17 protein-coding genes are annotated in these 20,482 nt (G+C 58.6%); 9 read left to right on the top strand and 8 right to left on the bottom strand.

Translation table 11 applies throughout. From position 1 onward, the window contains the following. Positions 1-120: 120 nt before the first annotated feature. The 7 genes from AGR1_RS24455 to AGR1_RS24425 form a co-directional block, all read right to left on the bottom strand. Positions 121-960: a MurR/RpiR family transcriptional regulator gene (locus AGR1_RS24455; protein ID WP_149148598.1), complete on the bottom strand. Its 840-nt coding sequence runs from the start codon at positions 958-960 to the stop codon at positions 121-123. A 116-nt stretch (positions 961-1,076) separates the two neighbouring features. Continuing rightward, positions 1,077-1,739 (bottom strand): aspartate/glutamate racemase family protein, encoded by a 663-nt coding sequence (locus AGR1_RS24450; RefSeq protein ID WP_149148597.1) that lies wholly within the window; start codon positions 1,737-1,739, stop codon positions 1,077-1,079. A 71-nt stretch (positions 1,740-1,810) separates the two neighbouring features. Further along, on the bottom strand, positions 1,811-2,776 hold the full coding sequence (locus tag AGR1_RS24445) for an ABC transporter ATP-binding protein (protein ID WP_246669730.1): 966 nt from the start codon (positions 2,774-2,776) through the stop codon (positions 1,811-1,813). A 2-nt stretch (positions 2,777-2,778) separates the two neighbouring features. Further along, positions 2,779-3,840, bottom strand: coding sequence for an ABC transporter ATP-binding protein (locus tag AGR1_RS24440; protein ID WP_187772279.1), 1,062 nt, complete (start codon positions 3,838-3,840; stop codon positions 2,779-2,781). After that, positions 3,837-4,727, bottom strand: a complete 891-nt coding sequence (locus AGR1_RS24435; RefSeq protein WP_149148595.1) for an ABC transporter permease — start codon at positions 4,725-4,727, stop codon at positions 3,837-3,839. Before AGR1_RS24435 ends, AGR1_RS24440 begins: the two co-directional genes overlap by 4 nt. A 2-nt stretch (positions 4,728-4,729) precedes the next feature. Further along, positions 4,730-5,683 carry an ABC transporter permease gene (locus tag AGR1_RS24430; protein ID WP_149148594.1) on the bottom strand — a complete coding sequence of 318 codons (954 nt, stop codon included), beginning with the start codon at positions 5,681-5,683 and terminating at the stop codon, positions 4,730-4,732. A gap of 77 nt (positions 5,684-5,760) precedes the next feature. Then, a complete protein-coding gene (locus AGR1_RS24425; protein WP_246669755.1) occupies positions 5,761-7,272 on the bottom strand; it encodes an ABC transporter substrate-binding protein in 1,512 nt (503 codons plus the stop codon). 133 nt (positions 7,273-7,405) lie between these two features. Between AGR1_RS24425 and AGR1_RS24420 the strand changes: the two genes are divergently transcribed. After that, positions 7,406-7,729: a hypothetical protein gene (locus AGR1_RS24420; RefSeq protein ID WP_149148593.1), complete on the top strand. Its 324-nt coding sequence runs from the start codon at positions 7,406-7,408 to the stop codon at positions 7,727-7,729. Between the two features lie 65 nt (positions 7,730-7,794). On the opposite strand, the gene AGR1_RS24415 is transcribed toward AGR1_RS24420, so the two are convergent. Then, a complete protein-coding gene (locus tag AGR1_RS24415) occupies positions 7,795-9,357 on the bottom strand; it encodes a helix-turn-helix domain-containing protein (RefSeq protein WP_149148592.1) in 1,563 nt (520 codons plus the stop codon). 417 nt (positions 9,358-9,774) lie between these two features. Between AGR1_RS24415 and AGR1_RS24410 the strand changes: the two genes are divergently transcribed. The 8 genes from AGR1_RS24410 (at position 9,775) to AGR1_RS24375 (ending at position 20,317) form a co-directional block, all read left to right on the top strand. Further along, complete coding sequence (locus AGR1_RS24410; RefSeq protein WP_149148591.1) at positions 9,775-11,385, top strand: ABC transporter substrate-binding protein; 1,611 nt, start codon at positions 9,775-9,777, stop codon at positions 11,383-11,385. Between the two features lie 72 nt (positions 11,386-11,457). Then, positions 11,458-12,399, top strand: coding sequence for an ABC transporter permease (locus tag AGR1_RS24405; protein WP_149148590.1), 942 nt, complete (start codon positions 11,458-11,460; stop codon positions 12,397-12,399). Between the two features lie 29 nt (positions 12,400-12,428). Beyond that, positions 12,429-13,286 (top strand): ABC transporter permease, encoded by an 858-nt coding sequence (locus AGR1_RS24400; protein ID WP_246669753.1) that lies wholly within the window; start codon positions 12,429-12,431, stop codon positions 13,284-13,286. Then, entirely contained in the window at positions 13,283-14,953 is a 1,671-nt protein-coding gene (locus AGR1_RS24395) for an ABC transporter ATP-binding protein (RefSeq protein ID WP_149148588.1), read from the top strand. The genes AGR1_RS24400 and AGR1_RS24395 overlap by 4 nt, the downstream gene beginning before the upstream one ends. Before the next feature lie 18 nt (positions 14,954-14,971). Then, on the top strand, positions 14,972-16,474 hold the full coding sequence (locus tag AGR1_RS24390) for a M81 family metallopeptidase (protein WP_149148587.1): 1,503 nt from the start codon (positions 14,972-14,974) through the stop codon (positions 16,472-16,474). 33 nt (positions 16,475-16,507) lie between these two features. Beyond that, positions 16,508-17,668 (top strand): M20 aminoacylase family protein, encoded by a 1,161-nt coding sequence (locus tag AGR1_RS24385; protein WP_149148586.1) that lies wholly within the window; start codon positions 16,508-16,510, stop codon positions 17,666-17,668. Between the two features lie 83 nt (positions 17,669-17,751). Then, positions 17,752-18,882 (top strand): M20/M25/M40 family metallo-hydrolase, encoded by a 1,131-nt coding sequence (locus AGR1_RS24380; protein WP_149148585.1) that lies wholly within the window; start codon positions 17,752-17,754, stop codon positions 18,880-18,882. Between the two features lie 10 nt (positions 18,883-18,892). Then, positions 18,893-20,317, top strand: a complete 1,425-nt coding sequence (locus tag AGR1_RS24375) for an amidase (RefSeq protein ID WP_149148584.1) — start codon at positions 18,893-18,895, stop codon at positions 20,315-20,317. Positions 20,318-20,482: the final 165 nt, after the last annotated feature.

Here is a 20,482-nt window from a genome sequence, read left to right as displayed (position 1 = left end):
ATGAGGCAGTCGCTATGGTTCCTGTCAGCGGTGTCCTGCCGAGGCTGCTTACGGTTGGCGGCAGGCTTTACTTCCATCTCAGCAGCAGGCTTTAGGTGCGGCCGACGAGGCACGCCAAATTCACAGCTCGTCCAGCGTTTCGTTGAGGGCTTCTATATTGCGCAGGCGGGCGCGGCCGGTTGTCCCCGCCTTTTCAAGGCAACGAGTTATCAGAAGATGGCAGAGAGCCATAACCGCCGTATGATTAAAGAGCGGCCCTGGCGCGAGCGTCTGGCACTGTAAGTGCCACGTCGCATTCGTCTCAAAGGGAGCGCCTTCGTCGGTTACGTAAAGAAGCTGTGCCTTCGAGCGTCTCACCTGATCAACGATCGCATCGGACTGGCTGGTTCTTCGACGTAGTCCAAAGAAAATCACGACGTCATTTTCATCAACGCTGACCAGATGTTCGCCCATCGTCTGCCCGGCACCCGGGATGACGGCAATGTTTTCGATGACCTGTGTAAGCTGCCATTGCAGATAGGCTGCAAAGGGGTGGCTGCTGCGGAAGCCTATCACCCAAACCTTGCGTGCATGAAGTAGTGCCGTGACGGCGCTGTCGATCTGGGTTTCCGAAATCCCCAGAAATGTGGCTTCGAGATTGACGACAGCCTGTGCGACATGCGCCTGGATCGATTGTCTGGCTCCGGCGTCGGCAGCCCGCGCCAGAAAGAATCTCGAACCTGTCTGCTTTTCCGCCCGGGCGTGTCGTCTGGCTTCTTCGTAATTTTCGTAGCCTAGCCGGCGGATGAAACGTGTCACGGTCGCCTTGGAGACATGTGCCAGTGCGGCAAGCTCCTGAGCTGAATAGCTCGCGAGTTCGCCGGGAAAATCACAAACGAATTCTCCAATCCGCTTTTCTGCGGGATGAAGATCCGGCAGGGATTGCCTGACTCGGAACAGGAATGATCTTTCCTTGGGCACACGATGCTCCGGTGAAATCTCAACGACACAATTTTCAGCCGCTCTGGTGCGGCTTGCAATAGAAAAAGCGACAGTTTGTTCGGCTGGCAAGCCGATATCCTTTACTATTGCGAGGTCTATCTCCGGTCTTCAAACTCCAACACGCGGATGACCAACTCTACAGCCGATCGGATTGGTGCAATAATTGGCGCGCACAGTATACGCTGCAGGTTATTGGCCGCTTGTCCCAGTGGGCCACCCCCTATGATAACGACATCGGCGCCGTCCCGCTCAAAACATTCCCGGGCAGCGACTTCCAGCGCTGTCTGCAATGCCACCGGGTCCGAAGCCAGGTGCTGCGGATCTCCTTGGGTTAACCGTGTACCGGTAAAAAGCGACGCCACGCCGAGTGTTTGCGCCTTAGCAGCAAAACTGCCTACCAAATCGGGGGTCACGGTGGCGATGCCGAAACGGCGATCACCGGCCGCGGCTTCCATCATGCTGGCCTGACAGATGCCGACGGTGGGGACGCCGGATGCAACTGCGAGGCGTTCCAGCCCTGGATCGCCGAAGGCGCAGACAATCAAGGCGTCGTTCCGACGGGCCAGCTCGCACCCTGTCTGCACGACGCTATCGGCGGCAGTGGCCAGTTCGACCTCGTTGAGGATCATGGGCACACCGTGTGCCGCGGTGTGGCCTTCGATTACAAACCCCTCCGGAAGGTACCTGCGGGCGATATTTGTCATCATCGCCGTGGTCGCTTGCGAGGTGTTCGGGTTGATCAATCCTATGCGTTTCATCGTTCCTGCATGACCACGAGGGTTCGTCCGTCCTGTCCGCCTGTTGTGGCTGGCGCTATACTCACGAGTGATCAATCGGGAAAAAGGCAGGCAACACCCGCTCCGCCGGAGAGCGGAATGAGTGGCGGGACTTGCTTTTGGCAGAGATCGTTGACCTGCACACATCGCGGCGCGAAAGCGCAACCGGGTGGCATTGCCGCGAGATCGGGTGGGGCACCTGGAATGGTGACCAATCGGTCGCGTCCTTCGGCCAGCTCGACGCGCGCGCCAAGCAATCCTTTCGTATAGGGATGGTGCGGATTGCGGATGATTTCGCCAACCAGCCCCTCCTCGACAATACGCCCGGCATACATGACCGCGATACGGTCAGCCACTTCGGCTGCCACGCCGATATCATGAGTGACAAAGATAACTGACAGACCATACTCCCGTTGCAGCTCACGAATGAGCAGCAGTATCTGGATCTGGACTGTGGCATCCAGTGCTGTCGTCGGCTCGTCGGCCAACAAGACCTTGGGATTGCACGCAAGCGCCATCGCGATCATGGCGCGCTGAAGCATACCGCCCGACATTTCGTGAGGATAATTGGAAAGGCGCCGCTTTGGCGAGGGAATACGGACTTTGTCGAACAATGCAAGCGCCCGTTCGGCAGCGACCCTGCGCGACACCTTTTCATGCCGCATGATGGTTTCCTCGATTTGCCGACCGACGGTATAGACGGGATCAAGCGCCAGACGCGGCTCCTGAAAAACCATGGAGACGACAGCCCCGCGCAGATCGGAAAGCGCACGGTTGGAGAGCGACATGACATCATGCCCATCAACTGTCATGCCGCCTTCGATCAGGGTTCCCTTGGGGTGAAGCCGCAACAATGAGCGCATCGTCACGCTCTTGCCTGAACCGGATTCACCGAGCAGGGCGACCACTTCTCCAGGTTTCACGGACAGGCTGACACCGTTGACGGCCTTTACCGCCTTTCCGCCCCGCCGAAACGTCACCGAAAGGTTGCTGATATTGATCATTGCATCGTTCCGCATGGTCATGCCTCCATCATTACAGGGGCGCGGCTATGGCCGGAGCCAGAGACCGCCATGAGACAAGCTGCGGCCTGATCACTGGAAATGCCCGTCAACGGCGGCATTGTCCGGTGGCAGACATCCTCTGCAAAACTGCAACGGGTGTGGAAGCGACAACCGGAGGGCGGATCGATCGGGTTTGGTGGATCACCCGTCAACGGCGGCGCTTCGGTTCGCTCGGCCGGGTCTATCTTCGGCATAGAGGCCAAAAGTGCCGCCGAATAGGGGTGAACCGTATTGCCGTAAATCGCATCGCGACTGCCTACTTCCGCTACCTTGCCAAGATACATGACCATGACCCTGTCGCACATAAAGCGCACGACATTGAGATCGTGTGAGATGAACAGATAGGTCAGGCCGAAATCGCGTTTGAGGTCGAGAAGCAGGTTGAGCACCTGCGCCTCCACAGACTTGTCGAGGGCCGAGACCGCCTCGTCCAGAATGACCAGCCTTGGCTCAAGCGCGAGCGCCCGGGCAATATTGACGCGCTGCCTCTGGCCGCCGGACAGTTCATGAGGATAACGGCCTGCGAAACGCGACGGCTCCAGACCTACGCGGTGAAGAAGATCATGTGCCCTCGCAATGACCTTTGCGGCTGGCGTTCCATGAACCTGCGGAGCAAACGCTATGGATTCCTCAATCGTCAGTCTCGGATTGAGGGAAGCATAACTGTCCTGAAAAACCATCTGCACCTGACGGCGATAGGCCGAAAGCGGCAGTGCACCTCCAACCGTTTCACCGTCAAAGAGAATCTCGCCCTGGTCCGGTTCGATCAGTTGCATCAGAAGTCGCGCCGTCGTCGACTTGCCGCAGCCGCTTTCACCGACCACACCCAACGTCTCTCCTTTCAGAATATCGAAATCGACCCCGTCGACCGCACGCACCACTTTCTTCGGCTTGAGAAAGCCGCTGCCCTTCACCGGGAAATGCTTGAGCAGCCCGCGAGCGGAGATCAACGGCTGGGCAGGGCCGCCCCGCTCACCAACAGGCAGTTCGAAAGCCGGTTTTCCAACCATGTTGATCATGACTTCACATCCATGGCTGTGCGCAGCCCGTCTGAGAAAAGGTTGAAGCAGATCGAGGTGATGAAGATCATCGCGCCGGGAAGCGCCGCGACAAAGGGATTGGTATAAATCGCCGTGCGCAGTGTATTGAGCATCAGTCCCCATTCTGCGTCGGGCGGGCGTACACCCAGTCCCAGGAACGACAGGCCCGACGCAAGGATCATCGACACCGAAATCAGGCTTGTGGCGAAGACAAAAATCGGGCCGAGCACGTTTCCAAGGATATGAACGCGAATGATGGTGAAGGCCGGGGCACCCGATGCGCGAGCCGCATCAACGTAATCCAGCTTGCGCACCTGCGTTGTCACGCTTTCGGCGATACGGGCGATCTGCGGAATGAACACCACCGTCAAAGACACCAGCGCATTGGTGAGGCCGGACCCGAGTGCTCCCGACAGCGCGACGGCAAGCAGGACCGACGGAAAAGCGTAGAACACATCGACGGTACGCATAATGAGGGTGTTGATTAAACCGCCGGTATAACCGGCAACGATGCCGATTGCTGAGCCGATCACAAACGCGATCGGCACCGGCACGACCCCCATGATCAGCGACAGCCGTGCCCCATAGATCAAACGTGAGAGCATATCGCGACCGAGTTCGTCGGTTCCGAGAATATATCCCTCCGTTCCAATCGGTTTCAGGCGGCGGATCACGCTGCCCTTGGCCGGATCATATGGCGCGAGATAAGGGGCGAAAATGGCGATAAGGACGAGAAGAACGAGGAGTGCCAGCGCCACCATCGCGACCGGATCGTGACTGAGACGTCTCAAAACACCGCTCCAGAACCCGGGCGACTTGGCAATTTTCTCAACGGGGATTTCAGCTGCTGTGGTGATGGCAACCATGGTCAGCTCCTCTGGATGCGGGGATCGATGGCACTCTGCAACACGTCGACCAGAAGATTGAGGATAACGAAGAACATCGCGAGCACCAGGATTGTGCCCTGCAGGATCGGCAGATCACGGGTGAAGATTGCACCGTTTAAAAGAAAGCCGGTACCGGGCCAGGAAAATACCGTCTCGATCAAAATTGACCCGCCGAGAAGATATCCCAGTTGCAGGCCCATGACGGACAGTGCAGTGGGCGCGGCGTTGCGCACGACGTGGCGCAGAATATGACCGCGCATCAGCCCCTTGGCCGCAAGCGCCTGGGTGAAATCCTGGGCAAGAATGTCCGCCACCAGAGAACGGATCGTGCGGGCGATAATCCCCATCGGAATGACCGACATCGTGACTGCCGGCAGGACAAGGTACTGGAGATATTCCCAGCCGAAGCTTCGACCGGAAGACCCTCCGGGACCGCCACCCATCGCCGGCAACCAGCCCAACGTGACCGAAAAGGTAATGACCAGCACCATGCCGAGCCAGTAATGCGGCACGCTGACGCCAAGCATCGATATTCCCGATGACAGACGATCGACCCATCCACCACGAAAGACACCGGCAAGAAACCCGAGTGTTGCCCCGCTAACGAAGCCGATCACTGCCGCAGACAGGGCAAGAATGATCGAATTGATCGACGCATCAATGATGTCGGCGAGAACGGGACGTCCTGTTGCAATCGACGTTCCAAGATCGCCCTGCACGGCATGCCACACCCAAAGGGCGTATTGCACCGGCAGGGGACGGTCGAGGCCGTAAAACGCGCGCATCTGGGCCTGCATTTCCGCAGAAGCATCCGAGGGTAAGATCGCGGCTAGCGGATCACCCGGGGCGATATGGATCAGCATGAAGCACACAATGCTCACGCCGATCGCGACGGGAATGACATGCAACAGTCGTTTTATGGCGTAGAGCAGCATGATGTCCTCGTGAGAGTCAGATCTGGCATCGGCAACGACAGGGCGGGTTTCATTCCCGCCCTGCCGCTGAACAAAAATCAGGGATCCATGGAGATCGTCGAAAAGTCCTGGAACCAGTTCTGCGCCTGAACAAAGCCCTTGACTTTGGTGGACATGGCGCGTGGGTTGACGTCATGCGTCACCATCAGGAAGAGGGCGTCATTGACATATTTCTCATGAATCTTCTGCAGCACCTTGTCCTGCTCAGCCGCATCGAAGGTGTTGCGCACCTGACTGAACAGCGCATCCATTTCCTGGTCACAGTAAAAACCCCAATTGGTGCCGTTTGGCGGTGCTAGATTGCACTGCGACTGACGAATCAATGCCGTAAAAGGGTCTTGGATGAAGTAGCTGTAGTTGACGGCGGTGGCACCCTTTGCGCTCGGGTCCTTGGCACCGGCGCGCCAGATGTTGATAACCGTGTTCCAGTCGGCAACCTCATATTCGACATTGATGCCGATTTCCGAAAGGGTTTGCTGGATGTATTCGTTCATGGCCAGCGGCAGCATCTGGCCAGAACCGGATGAAGAGATCACAACCTTTGTGGTGATCGGCTTGTCCGGGCCGTACCCAGCTTCGGCCATCAGCTTTTTGGCTTCCTCGACATTATACTCAAGTTTGAAAGTCGGTTTGCCGAACCATTGATGCCCAGGTGGCAGATAACCCTGGGCCGGGACGGAGAGGCCGCCGAGCAGTTCATTGAGGCCTTCGCGGTCAACTGCAAGGTTGGCAGCCTTGCGAACGCGGATATCGTTCCATGGCGACCCTTCGACGCGCGACAGATGCCACGTCCAGTTATGCGGATAGGAATTGGTGACGATACTAAAACCGGCATCCTTCAGTGACTTAACCGAATCCGGCGCAGGCGCCTCGATCCAGTCGACCTGGCCGGACCGCAGAGCGGCAACGCGTGTATTGGGTTCGGGAAGCGGCACAAGAACCAGCTTGTCGAGCTTCGGCACCCGCGCCTTGTCCCAATAGTCCTTGTTGGCGGTCAGCTCAGCCCGTTCCCTCGGCGTGAAGCCACCCTCCATTTTCCATGGACCTGTGCCGGAAGGCTTCTGGGCAACAGCATCCCAGTTCTTGCCTTGCGCTTCCCAATTCGCCGGGGAGGACATGAGAACCCAGCTCAACTGGTAGGGAAGTGTAGCATCGGGGGTCTTCGTGACGATTTCAACCGTCAGCGGGTCGATGGCCTTGTAGGAGGCAACCGCCGGAATGCGGGACTTGCCCTGTGCCGACTGACGCTTGTCGAACTGCGGCGCATCGCTCACCAGCAACTTGTCGAGGTTCCAGACCACTGCGTTGGCATCGAATGTGCTGCCGTCATGGAATTTGACGCCGTCGCGCAATTTGAACGTCCACTTTGTCTTGTCAGTGGAATCGACATTCCAGGAGGTCGCAAGTGCCGGGATCAGCGCCGAGGGTTTGTCTGCGCTCGAAAGGTCCCATTCGATCAATGCATTGTAAAGCGTATAACCCATGAAACGCTGGCCCTCGCCACCCTGATCCGTTTGACCTGTGGTCAGCGGTATATCGGAGGCGGTCATGCCGATACGAAGCGTCCCGGCCGCCAGGGCTTCTGACACATGCGCCGCCGTCAGCGAGACTAGGGCGGCGCTTGCCAGCGTTGCTATCCGCAGGCCTTTTAGCATCGGAGGCTTCTTCCCGGATATCTGCATCATGCTGTTCCCTCTTGTTGTTTGCCGCCAGGTCCCTGCCCGGCTAAAAAAAGAAGAAGCAGATTTCATGCCAGTTTCTATGAAACTGGAATTTCACTGTTTTTTCAGTGGCTTGAAAGAGTGTGTGGCCGCGAGCCGCCAGAGACTGAACAGATGCGATGCAAAATTTCCGGGCGACGTATCGGCAATCATGCATCCTGGCCAAGTGACCGGGGGCACATTTATCGACGATCTGCAAAAGCTGCCCGCAGTGACCGTTGAACCGGCGTCCGGACTAAAGGATGGATCGTGCACCCGTCGCCGACCTTCGGCGCCTTGCAGGTGACCAAAACGATACTGGGAGCCCACGTGCGATCATTACCCGGTGCGATGCATCGGGCAAGACAAATCTTATCCGCCTCGGGCGTGGGACACCAGCAGGGGTACGACTTCGCGCTCAAGCCGCTCGACAGACCAGCTGTGCACAGGAGCGGATACGACGATGGCTCCCGCCGGACGACCGTCTTGTCCCGGTACCGTAGCGGCAACATTTACCTCGTCGCGGATCGACTGGCGATCCGTGAAAGCTACGCCTCGAACGCTTGCTTCCAGAATCTCCCTGCGGATTTCCTCCTTGTTCGTAACGGTAAAGGGCGTACCGGGCTGGACGGGGCTTTCCGAAAGAATTCTGTCGATCTCTTCAGGTGGCAGCCACGACAGGATCGCCCGACCACCGGAGGATGAAACGGCCGGAAGGCGTCTACCGGGATAGGCGGTTCTGAAAGCCGGTTGCGGTCGGCTTTGAACATGCAGCAGGTGGATGATTTCCGTGCCGTCCAGGATGCAGAAGGAACAACGCAGCCCGCATTCCTCCCGTAGCCTGATAAGCCGAGGCCATACCGACCGGAGCAACGCGTTTCCCATCTGGAAACGATAAAGAAGATCAAGCGCTCGTTCCGATACATGGAAAGCGCGTTTGGGCTGGTCTTTCTTCAGATAGCCCAGTCCCGCCAGCGTACCTGTAATGCGCTGGATAGTCGGCACCGGAAAGCCGGTTTGCTGTGAAAGTTGCGTCAGGGTGAGCAGCGGCGTTTGCGGATGGAAAAACTGCAATAAATGCAGGCTTTTGGAAACAGCGGTCACCGCGAGCGGATCATTCTCGTCGTCGACCAGCGGCCACAGCGTGCGTGGATTTGGCTCAAGGTTGGCCGGGCGTACCGCCCGTGTCACCATCAACTCCCCCATGCGTGAGACGGTCTCGCAAAGTTGCCCGGTCACCGTGCCTGCTGCCTCCGTGTCTACAAGACCGGAAAGCGAGATCGCAGCGAGCGGCTGGCCGGCTGCATCGCGAAAAGCGGTCGCAATGACATGGCGGGATCCGCCTTCGCCAGTACTGTCAAAGGAAAATCCCACGCTGCGCTCAGAGGCTATCCGCTCGCGCAGCGAACCCGCGTCGCCTGTCCATGTTGCCAGGAATTTATCGAGTGTTGCCGCATCCATAAGAGACAACAGCGCCCGGCCCGGCGCGGTCTCGGCAAGTGCGACGCGGCTGCCAACCGGGGCAAGTGCCAGGGATGCGGCGGGTGACGGGACCCGGGCCAGCGTAACAGCGGTCTTCCCGTCGAGGAGCCAGAGATCGGTGCTGAGACCGGTGCGTGCATTCAATTCTACGACCAGCGGCATCACGAGATCGATCAACTGGTTGCTGTAAAGATAGACATGTGCGGGATAACACGCCCGGTGCCCGAGAGAAAGGACACCGCTTAGTGCGTCGCGTTCAAGCCAACGGGATTTGACAAGTGTATGGACCAGACGCTGGGCGCTGGATCTGTTCATCGTGCCTCGCCTCGCAACATCAGCAATTCTAAGTTCAGGCGTTTCCGGCCCGAACATCTCAAGCACGGCAAATGCCTTTTCCAGCGCGGCAATGCGGGCTCTGTGATCGGCCGCTTCTGAAGGTTCGGTAAAATTCATTTTGCGACGCAGCAAGATCGTTGACAAGGTTTTCAACGACCCTATAATCGATAGTCGAGAATAGCAATCGCATCGCGGTAAAATAATCCTAAGGGGAACGCCTTGCACACCATGCTTCAATCGGAATGACGTTATAGTCAGCTATGCCCACGTGCTCGCCATGTGAGGGCACCGCTGTACCTTGCAGGCCTGTCGCGTTGCGGTTTCACAGCCGCAGTTGCGGAAGGTATTGCGGTCGTATGTTTCGCCGTACCTTTGCGGCGGCACAAGTGTACCTCGTTGCGCGAACTTCCAGGTGATCGCGGCGACATTGTCAAAAACGGTCCGGACCAGACGGGTGCCGTGCGCTTGCGTGCGGGCCAATGCCCGCGCCTTCCGGTTGCCACCTGCCAAACAAAAAAAGGGAACAGCGAAATCATGCACGCTCAGTTGACCAGAAAAGCAAGCCGGGGAAAAAGCCGGCTCGTTGCGGCGATCATTGCCCTTTCAGCCTGTGTTGCGGGCTTTGGGACGGAAGCCTCAGCCACAACGATGATGGCCGTACCGCATTCGGGCTTGCGTATTCTCGATCCGATCATCACGACCGCTCACATCGTGCGCAATCACGGCTACATGATCTATGACACGCTGCTTGCGCTTGATGCCGATTTCAAGCCGCAGCCCCAGATGGCTGAGTACACCGTTTCGGATGACAAGCTGACCTATACATTCACGCTGCGCGACGGTCTGAAATGGCACGACGGCACACCTGTGACAGCAGAAGACTGCATTGCCTCGCTTCAGCGCTGGGGCAAGCGGGATACTTCCGGTCAGATCCTCTTCGACAAGACAGAAAGCCTGACGGCTACGGACGACAGGACCTTTGTTTTCAAACTGAAGGAACCCTTCGGCTTCTTGCCCGACGTTCTGGCCAAGCCGTCTTCGGTCGTGCCGTTCATGATGCCGAAACGTATTGCCGCAACCCCGGCCGATACCGCCATTACCGAATTTATCGGTTCCGGCCCCTTCAGGTTCGTCACGGCCGAGTACCAGCCGGGCGTCAAGTCGGTCTATGAAAAATTTGCCGATTACGTGCCGCGCAGTGAGCCTGCCAGCTGGCTGGCCGGCGGAAAGGTGGTCAAGGTTGACCGTGTGGAATGGTTGAGCATGCCCGATGCCCAGACGGCAATCAATGCTATCCAGTCCGGGGAAATCGACTATATCGAAGCTCCGCCAATTGATCTTTTGCCACTTGTCGAGAGCAATGACGAACTGACCGTCAAGACGCTAAACACGCTTGGCTCGCAGACCATGGGCCGCATGAATTTCCTGTACCCGCCCTTCGATAACAAGAAGATCCGCCAGGCCGCTCTCAAAGCGATGAACCAGAAGGATGTTCTCGACGCCCTGATCGGCAATCCGGACTACTACACCATCTGCGGCTCCGTCTTCGGCTGCGGTACGCCCCTGGAAGCGCTGGCCGGTTCGGAAAGCCTGACCGGCGCGGGCGACATGGACAATGCAAAGGCACTCCTCAAGGAGGCCGGGTACGACGGAACTCCCATTGTCATCCTTCAGCCTACCGACGTCGTGACCGTCAAGGCCCAGCCGGTCGTGGCTGCGGCTGCGCTGCGGGCTGCGGGCTTCAACGTCGAACTTCAGCCCATGGACTGGCAGACGCTCGTCATTCGCCGTGCCTCGCAGAAGCCGGTGGCTGAGGGTGGATGGAACATGTTCTTCACCAACTGGATTGTGCCGGAAATCATGACGCCTCTTAACAATCCGATGTTGAACGGTCGCGGCGCCAAGGGATTTTTTGGCTGGCAGACAGACGAGAAGCTGGAAGCGTTGCGCGCCAAATACATCGCCGCGGCGACAGCTGAAGAGCAGAAGGCTGCGGCCGCCGAGCTTCAGGCCCATGCCATGGACGAGGTCAGCTACGTTCCGCTTGGCCAGTACAAGAACCCCTCCGTGTGGCGCAACCAGCTTTCCGGCTTCCTGGAATCACCGGTTCCGGTGTTCTGGAACATCGAGAAAACAGAAGACTGAGCCCCGTGGAAGAACATGGCGGCATCCCTCGGATGCCGCTGCCTTGCCTGCCCAACCGACGTGAGGATGCTTATGCTCGCCTATACGTTCCGCCGAATTCTGGCCTCCGTTCCGGTAATGATCACGGTCGCCGTCTTCGTTTTTCTCCTGCTGCGCATAACGCCTGGCGATCCGGCCGCCATCATCGCCGGCGACATGGCCACGCCCGAGCAGCTTGAGAAAATCCGCGCTGCCCTCGGCCTCGACAAACCGATCGTCGTGCAGTTCGTCTCGTGGTTCTGGCTGCTTCTCCAGGGCGACCTTGGCGTGTCGCTGATTTCCAATACGCCAGTCACTGCGATGATCGGCAAGCACATCGAACCGACCGTGAGCCTCGCGCTCGTCACGATCGTCCTGTCGGTGCTGATTGCCGTTCCACTTGGGGTCATCGCGGCGTGGCGCCACGGCACGTGGATCGACTATGCCGTTATGACGGTGTCGGTCGTCGGCTTCTCCGTGCCGGTTTTCGTGATCGGCTATATCCTCATCCAGGTCTTCGCCATCGACCTCAAATGGTTTTCGGTGCAGGGCTTCCGGAGCATCACCAAGGGCGTCGGTCCTTTCGCGGAACGCGCCATTTTGCCCGCCCTCACACTTGCTTCGATTTATATCGCGCTGATCGCCCGCATGACACGCGCCTCCGTACTCGAGGTGCTGGGCGAGGATTATGTGCGAACCGCCCGTGCCAAAGGGCTGAAGGAAAATACCGTCCTGTTCCGCCACGCGCTGCGCAATGCCGCGGTTCCTGTGCTGACCATTATCGGCACCGGCTTTGCACTGCTTATTTCCGGCGTGGTAGTAACGGAGAGCGTATTTAACATTCCTGGCATTGGCCGGCTCACGGTCGATGCCATTCTTGCCCGCGATTACCCTGTCATTCAGGGCATGATCCTGCTGACAAGCGGGATATATGTGCTGGTCAATCTCCTCATCGACCTCTCCTACTCCTTCTTCGATCCGAGGATACGGTACTGATGGCCAATTCCACGCTTTTTGGTGCCGCCATGCGGCTGCCCGTCTTCGCCGGCAGAAAAAAACGCGGACAAGCTGTCCTCGTCCCGGCCATCGCGCTCGCAATCCTTGTCCTGATCATTCTCATGGCTGTTCTCGCGCCATGGCTTGCTCCGCATGATCCCGTGGCCATGACGCCCTCTGCACGCCTCAAGCCCGCCAGCGACATCTACCCGCTCGGTTCCGATGCCTACGGACGGGACCTGCTGTCGCGTGTCCTGTACGGGGCTCGCATCTCCCTTTTTATTGGGATCGGAGCGACTGTCATCTCGGTGGCTGTTGGACTGGGGATCGGCCTGGTCTCCGGCTTCTTCCGGCTCCTCGACGCCGTGGTCATGCGGATCATGGACGCGCTGATGGCAATTCCAAGCCTGCTGCTCGCCATTGCCGTGGTCTCGCTGACCGGGGCAAATATCTGGACCGTCATGTTCGCCATTACCGTCCCGGAAATTCCTCGCGTGGTGCGTCTTGTTCGCTCGGTGGTGCTGACTGCGCGCGAAGAGCCCTATGTCGAGGCCGCGATCTCCGCCGGTTCCGGCCTTCCGAAAATCCTCTGGCGGCATCTGATGCCGAATACCCTGGCACCGCTCATCGTGCAGGCCACCTATGTCTGCGCCTCGGCGATCCTTACAGAAGCGATACTGTCTTTCCTCGGGGCGGGTGTCTCCACCGAAATCCCGACCTGGGGAAATATCATGGCCGAGGGACGCGCCTACTTCCAGATCAATCCGCAACTGATCTTCTGGCCAGGTCTGGTGCTCTCGCTCTGCATTCTCTCCATCAACCTTCTCGGTGATACGGCGCGCGATCTGCTCGATCCGCGCATGAAGAAAAGGGAGGCCGCGAAATGACGGCTGTTGCATTCGATCCCGCCACCGCGTCCGAAGTATTGCGCGTCGAGGACCTCATCATCCGCCTGACCGGAGACGACGACAGCGTCCCGGTCCTCAACGGCATTTCGGTCGCCATTCGAGCCGGTGAAACGGTGTGCCTGGTGGGCGAGAGCGGTTCAGGCAAATCGGTGACCTCGCTCGCTACGATGGGCCTCCTGCCGCGAAATTCACTTGAGCCTGCGGGCGGTACAATCCTGTTCGAAGGTGAGGACCTCCTCAAGGCTGACGCCCGCCGCATGCGGGCACTGCGCTCGAAAAGTATTGCCATGATTTTCCAGGAACCGATGACAGCACTCAATCCAGTGCTGACGGTCGGCCGGCAGATTTGCGAGGTGCTTCAGGAGCACACGGGGCTTTCAGCCAGAGAGCAGAAGATCGCCGTTCTCGAGATGATGCGGGAAGTGCATCTGCCCGATGTCGAGCGGATATTCGCAGCCTATCCCCATCAGCTCTCGGGTGGTCAGCGCCAGCGTATCATGATCGCCATGGCATTGATCCTCAAACCCAGACTGCTGATCGCCGACGAACCGACCACAGCCCTTGATGTGACGACCCAGAAGCAGATTCTCAAGCTCATCAATGAACTTCGGGAAAAGCAGGGTACCGCCGTTCTGTTTATCACCCACGACATGGGCGTAGTGGCCGAGATCGCAGACACCGTCTACGTCATGAACCGTGGCAATCTCGTCGAGAGTGGTCCGGTCGACAGGATTTTAAGCGCACCGGAAATGGACTATACCCGCACGCTTCTTTCCTCCGTGCCAAGCCTTCAACCACGCGAGCCGCGCCCCGCTCTCTCGGATGAGGTCGTGCTCTCGGCCTCGGAACTTGAGAAGGTGTATGGTAAAAAAAGCTTTTTCGGCAAAACAGTGGCCGGAACAAAGGCAGCGACGGATGTGTCCTTCACACTGAAGAAGGGTCGTACCCTCGGTATTGTCGGTGAAAGCGGCTCTGGCAAGTCAACCGTCGCTCGCTGTATCATGCGGCTGATCGATCCCACCTCCGGCTCGATCCGCATTTCCGGACAGGAAATCGCCGATTTCTCCCGCCGGACCCTGCAGCCATATCGCCAGCATATCCAGATGGTGTTTCAGGATCCCTATCGCTCGCTCAACCCGCGCATCACGGTGGGGGAAAGTATCATCGAAGGGCCAATAAATTACGGTACGCCGAGGCCGGAGGCCCTGAAGCGAGCGCGCGAACTTCTCGCAATCGTCGGTCTGCCCCCGGATGCAGTGAGCCGCTATCCTCATCAGTTCTCAGGCGGCCAGCGCCAGCGTATCGCGATCGCCCGTGCCGTTGCCATGAACCCGAAGGTTCTCGTGGCCGACGAGGCAGTGTCGGCGCTCGACGTATCGGTTCAGGCACAGGTACTCGACCTTCTTGCGGACTTGCAGGAAAAGCTCGGTATTTCCATCCTGTTCATCACGCATGATCTTCGCGTTGCCGCCCAGATATGTGACGACATAATCGTTATGCAGAAAGGTCGCATTGTGGAATATGCCAGCGGCTACGAGGTGCTGACCAATCCGGCTCATGCATACACTCGCCAGCTTATCGATGCCGCCCCGGGGCGGCATTGGGATTTCGCCAATTTCCGGCCGCTTGCCCCCGAAGCGGCATAATTTCCAGGAGAATGACTGATGACGTCCCGGCGTGTCGCCTTTGCCGGTTTCATTCATGAGACCAATACATTTGCTCCCACCAAAGCCACCTATGACGCCTTTCTGAAGGGATCCGGCCATCTGCCGCTCTGCCGTGGCGAGGAGATCATCGCTCTCGTCCGGGGCGCCAATACCGGTATCGAGGGCGCGCTCGATTATGCCCGGCAAGCAAACTGGGAAGTTGTTCCTATACTGCGGGCCAGCGCCGTTCCTTCTGCTCATGTTACCGAGGATGCCTTCGAGCGCATTGCCGGTGAGATCGTTGCCGGCATCGTGGCAGCGCTGCCCGTCGACGGAATCTATCTTGATCTTCATGGAGCCATGGTCTGTGAACATCTGGACGATGGCGAGGGCGAACTTCTCGCCCGCATCAAAAGCGCAGTCGGCAATCACATCCCCGTCGCTGTCAGTCTCGACCTGCACGGCAACATAACCAGCCGGTCGGTCGACAACGCCGATGTCATGATCGGCTACCGCACCTATCCGCATGTGGACATGGCCCTTACCGGCAAACGGGCGGCAGGTTTGCTTGACCGCCTGATGGACGGTGAGCGTTTTGCGAAGTCCTATCGTCAGATCGACTATCTGATCCCGATATCGTGGCAATGTACTGAGATGGAGCCGGCGCAATCCATCTACGCCCGGCTCGCAGGGCTGGAGGAAGAGAAAAAAATTGTCTCGCTCTCCTTCTTTCCCGGCTTCCCAGCTGCCGATTTCAACGATTGCGGTGCGACTGTTCTCTCCTATGGAACGACGCAGGAAGCAGCTGATCTTGCCGCCGACGAGCTGAAGGCCCTGATCGACGCCAGTGAGCCCGCCTTTGCCGGGCTCGTCTACAGTGCAGATGAGGGCGTGAAGGAGGCAATACGTCTTGCCGCAACCGCCGCAAAGCCTGTCGTGCTTGCGGATACGCAGGACAATCCCGGGGCCGGTGGCGATTCCGATACGACCGGAATGCTGCGGGCCCTCATCGACAATGGCGCGCAGAACGCGGCGCTTGGCCTGCTTTATGACCCTGAGGCTGCGCTGGCAGCACAGGCAGCGGGCGTCGGCGCAACGATCCTCATCGCGCTCGGTGGAAAATCCGGCATTCCTGGTGACGAACCGCTTGAGGCCGAGTTCATCGTCGAAGCATTATCCGACGGATTGACACGGGTCACCGGTCCCTACTACGGCGACACCCTGATGCGGCTTGGACCTTCAGCGTGCCTCAGGATCGGTGGGGTTCGCGTAGCCGTCGCCTCTCACAAGGTGCAGATGGCCGACCGCGACCTGTTCCGTTATCTCGGGATCGAGCCGGAAACATCGAGCATTCTCGTCAACAAGAGCTCGGTGCATTTCCGTGCAGATTTCGAACCCTACGCCGAGACAATTCTCGTTTGTGCCGCACCCGGTCCAATGGCCGTGGACCCGGCGGCCCTCCCGTGGAGGCGGCTTCGCCCGGGCATCCGTCTTTCCCCGCTCTCTACCGCCCTCTCCTGATCCGTCGCTTTTTTGATCTCAAGGATATCAGCAATGCCCGTTATCGAGAAAATTGCCGCCTGGCACGATGAAATGACCGCCCTTCGCCGTGACATCCACGCTCATCCGGAAATCGGTTTCGAGGAGATACGCACTTCCGGCATCGTTGCCGATAAGCTTGCGAGCTACGGCATCGAGGTGCATCGCGGCATCGGCAAGACCGGTGTTGTCGGCGTTCTCAAGGGAGCGAAGGGGAACGGGCGTACCATCGGCCTGCGGGCCGACATGGACGCGCTGCCGATGGAGGAGCGCACAAACCTGTCTTATTCGTCGAAAATCGTGAACCGCTTCCACGGCTGCGGCCACGACGGTCACACGACCATGTTACTTGGTGCCGCGCGATATCTCGCCGAAACCCGCAATTTTGCCGGCACGGCCGTATTCATCTTTCAGCCCGGCGAAGAAGGCTGCGGTGGGGCCCGCGCGATGCTGGCAGACGGCCTGTTTGAACGTTTCCCCTGTGACGAGCTCTACGGGTTGCACAATATGCCTAATGAGGAGCCAAACAAGATCGGCATCAAACCGGGCACCGCCATGGCCGGCGCGGATTTCTTCGATTTCCACATCAAGGGACGCGGCAGCCACGGTGCGCGTCCCGAAGGGTCCAAGGATCCCGTCATTGTCGCAACTCATCTGGTCTCGGCTCTGCAATCGATCGTGTCGCGCAACATTTCTCCACTTCGGGCGGCCGTGCTGTCGGTCACGCAGATTCATGCCGGCTCCGCCTATAATGTCGTTCCGGAAGAAGCGACAGTCTCTGGCACGGTGCGTTATCTCGACCGCGAGGTGAATGAACAGATCCGTGAGCGTATGCGCACCATCGCAGCCGGCCTTGCCGCGTCTTTCGAAGTCGAAATCGTAACAGACATTCGCAATGTCTTCGACGTCCTCATCAATACGGAAGAACTTGTAGAGGGGGTCGCTGATGCCGCCCGCGACATCGTGGGTGCAGACCTTGTCTATACGAAGAACGAGCCTGTCATGGGCAGCGAGGACTTTGCCGATATGCTCTACAAGGTGCCCGGCGTTTACTGCACGGTTGGCCATGCCGGATCGGTACAGCTGCACAATCCGGGCTTTGTTCTGGATGACAATATTCTGCCGGTTGGTGCGAGCCTTCTGGCGCGTGTCGTCGAAAAACGTCTGACCTCCTGACGCCCCCTGCCCTGCCACGAGATCGGGATTGCCCCCTCCCTTGAGCGCGGGACGTCCCGTCACGATGAAACGAGCCCCCTATTATGGATTTCACCAAACTTCCCTTTGATACAGACGCCATGCTGAAGCGTCTGAGGTCCTGGATAGAATGCGAAAGCCCGACATTCGATGCTGCAGCCGTGGATCGCATGATGGATCTTGCTGCCACCGATTTTGCAACGATTGGTGCCACAATAGAACGAATCCCCGGCCGTATGGGACTTGGCGGCAGCCTGCGTGCACGTTTTGGCGACAAGCACGACACGCCTGGAATTCTCGTCTCCGGTCATCTTGATACGGTTCATCCGGTTGGCACGCTGAAAGAACTCCCCTTTCGTGTCGAGGACACACGTGCCTACGGCCCGGGCATACTCGATATGAAGGGTGGCAATTTTCTGGTCTTCGAAGCAATGAGGCAGCTTCTGCCCACGGGCATCGGCACCCGCCTTCCCGTCACTGTCTTGCTGACCCCCGACGAAGAGATCGGCACACCATCGACGCGGGAGCTGATCGAGGCTGAGGCCCGTCGTAACAAATACGTGCTGGTTCCCGAACCCGCTCGGGAGGAGAACGGCGTGGTCACGGGTCGCTACGCCATTGCCCGCTACAACCTGGTGGCCCGTGGCACACCCTCGCATGCCGGCGTATCGCCGAAATCCGGCCGGTCTGCAATTCGCGAAATGGCCCGCAGGGTAATTGAAATAGATGCAATGAGCGACGACGACTGCACCTTTTCCGTTGGCGTCATGCACGGCGGGCAATGGGTCAATTGTGTCTCTTCGCTGTGCACGGCCGAGGCGCTGTCCATGGCGAAAACCGATGACGATCTCGCGTCCGGTGTCGCCCGAATGCTCAATTTATCAGGGATCGAAAACGAGGTGGAGTTCTCGGTCACCTGCGGCGTCACCAGACCCGTCTGGCCACCGTACCAACCGGAAACCATGGCGCTTTACGAAAAGGCTCGTTTGCTTGCCAAAAGTCTTGGCGTTTGCCTTCCACACGGCAGTTCAGGCGGCGGTTCCGACGGCAATTTTACAGGCGCGCTCGGCATTGCCACGCTCTGTGGCCTGGGGCTGCGTGGCGCAGGTTATCACACTCTCGAAGAGCACATCGAAATTGACAGCCTGGTCGATCGCGGCAGGCTGATGGCCGGCCTTCTGGCGACTCTGGATTGAGGACAGATTGATGACAGGCGACATCACCCGGCTCTCCGCAGCCGCGCTTTCCAGGGCAATCCACCTGCGGCAGGTTTCCTGCCTCTCCGTAATGGAAGCCTATCTCGATCGCATCGATAGTCTCAATCCGGTCGTGAATGCGATTGTCTTTCGTCGACCAAGCACAGAATTGCTGGAGGAAGCGCGCGCCTGTGACCGGGAACTTGAGGAGGGGCGCTCGCGCGGCTGGATGCACGGGTTCCCCCAGGCGGTAAAAGATCTCTCCGAAGTTCAGGACCTGCCGTGCTCCTGGGGGTCCCCGCTCTTTGATAATTTCGTTTCCACCGCCGACAGTCTCCATGTGGAACGCGTTCGCGCCGCCGGCGCGATTTTCATTGGCAAGACCAACACGCCCGAATTTGGCCTTGGGTCCCATACGACCAACCCAGTCCATGGCCCAACCCGAAATCCCTACGACACGACCAGAAGCGCCGGCGGTTCTTCGGGTGGTGCGGCGGCGGCGCTCGCCTGCCGAATGCTGCCGGTCGCGGATGGCTCTGACATGATGGGCTCGCTGCGCAATCCTGCCGCCTTCAACAACGTAATCGGCTTCCGGCCGAGCTTCGGCAGAGTACCAGGCGCAAAAGGGAACGACCTTTTCCTTGGCCAGCTTGCCACTTCAGGCCCTATGGGCAAGACGGTGGAGGACACCGCACTGCTTCTCGCAACGCAGGCAGGTTATGACCGGCGCGACCCGCTATCCCTGGCGGACGAGAGCCTGGCAATCCACGGTCCTGCGACAACCAAGGGAATGAAAGTCGCGTGGTTTGGTGATTTCGGTGGATATCTTCCTTTCGAGCCTGGGGTGCTGGATGTCGATCGCAAGGCTCTCGCCGTCCTGGCGAACATGGGCTGCGATATCGATGAACTCGTGCCGGATTTCGAACTGCCGAAACTCTGGGAAGCGTGGATGATATTGCGCAGCTTCAGCGTGACCCATGGCCTGCGCGCCATTTATGACCAGCCGGAAACACGGTCGCTTCTCAATCGGCAACAGATGTTTGAATTCGACATCGCGCTTTCGTGCAGTGCCGCCGATATCTTCAATGCGTCCGTCGTCCGGACAGCCTGGTACCAGTATCTCTGCAGATTGTTTGAATGGTACGATTTTATTTTGATGCCGAGTGCACAGGTATTCCCTTTCGATATCGACGTCTCCTGGCCGACCGAAATCGACGGCAAATCCATGGATACCTATCATCGCTGGATGGAGGTCGTGATCGGTCCCACGCTGGCTGGACTTCCCGTGGCGGCCGTTCCAGCGGGATTCGGGATAAATGGGCTGCCGACTGGTATACAGCTGGTGGGACCACCACGCAGTGACCGGGCTACGCTGGAATTTGCACTGGCATATGAGCAGTCCGCTGATATCCGCACGGGGGATGCAGTCGCGTAAATGCCTGGCGCGTTTTATGCCGTGCATTGAAGCGTGAGCCCGCTTGAAGGCGAAAGACCAGATGCTTGATAATTTTTGGTGCGGTGAGACTGAAAGCTCGCAGTCAAGGCGCCAGCGTCCGCCTAACGGCGCTACACCACTCGCCGATCCTGAAACTCAACACTT

Origin of the sequence: Agrobacterium sp. B1(2019) (genome assembly GCF_008274755.1) — a bacterium.
Taxonomy (GTDB): Bacteria; Pseudomonadota; Alphaproteobacteria; order Rhizobiales; family Rhizobiaceae; genus Agrobacterium; species Agrobacterium salinitolerans.
This window is presented reverse-complemented; position numbering and strand designations above follow the sequence as displayed.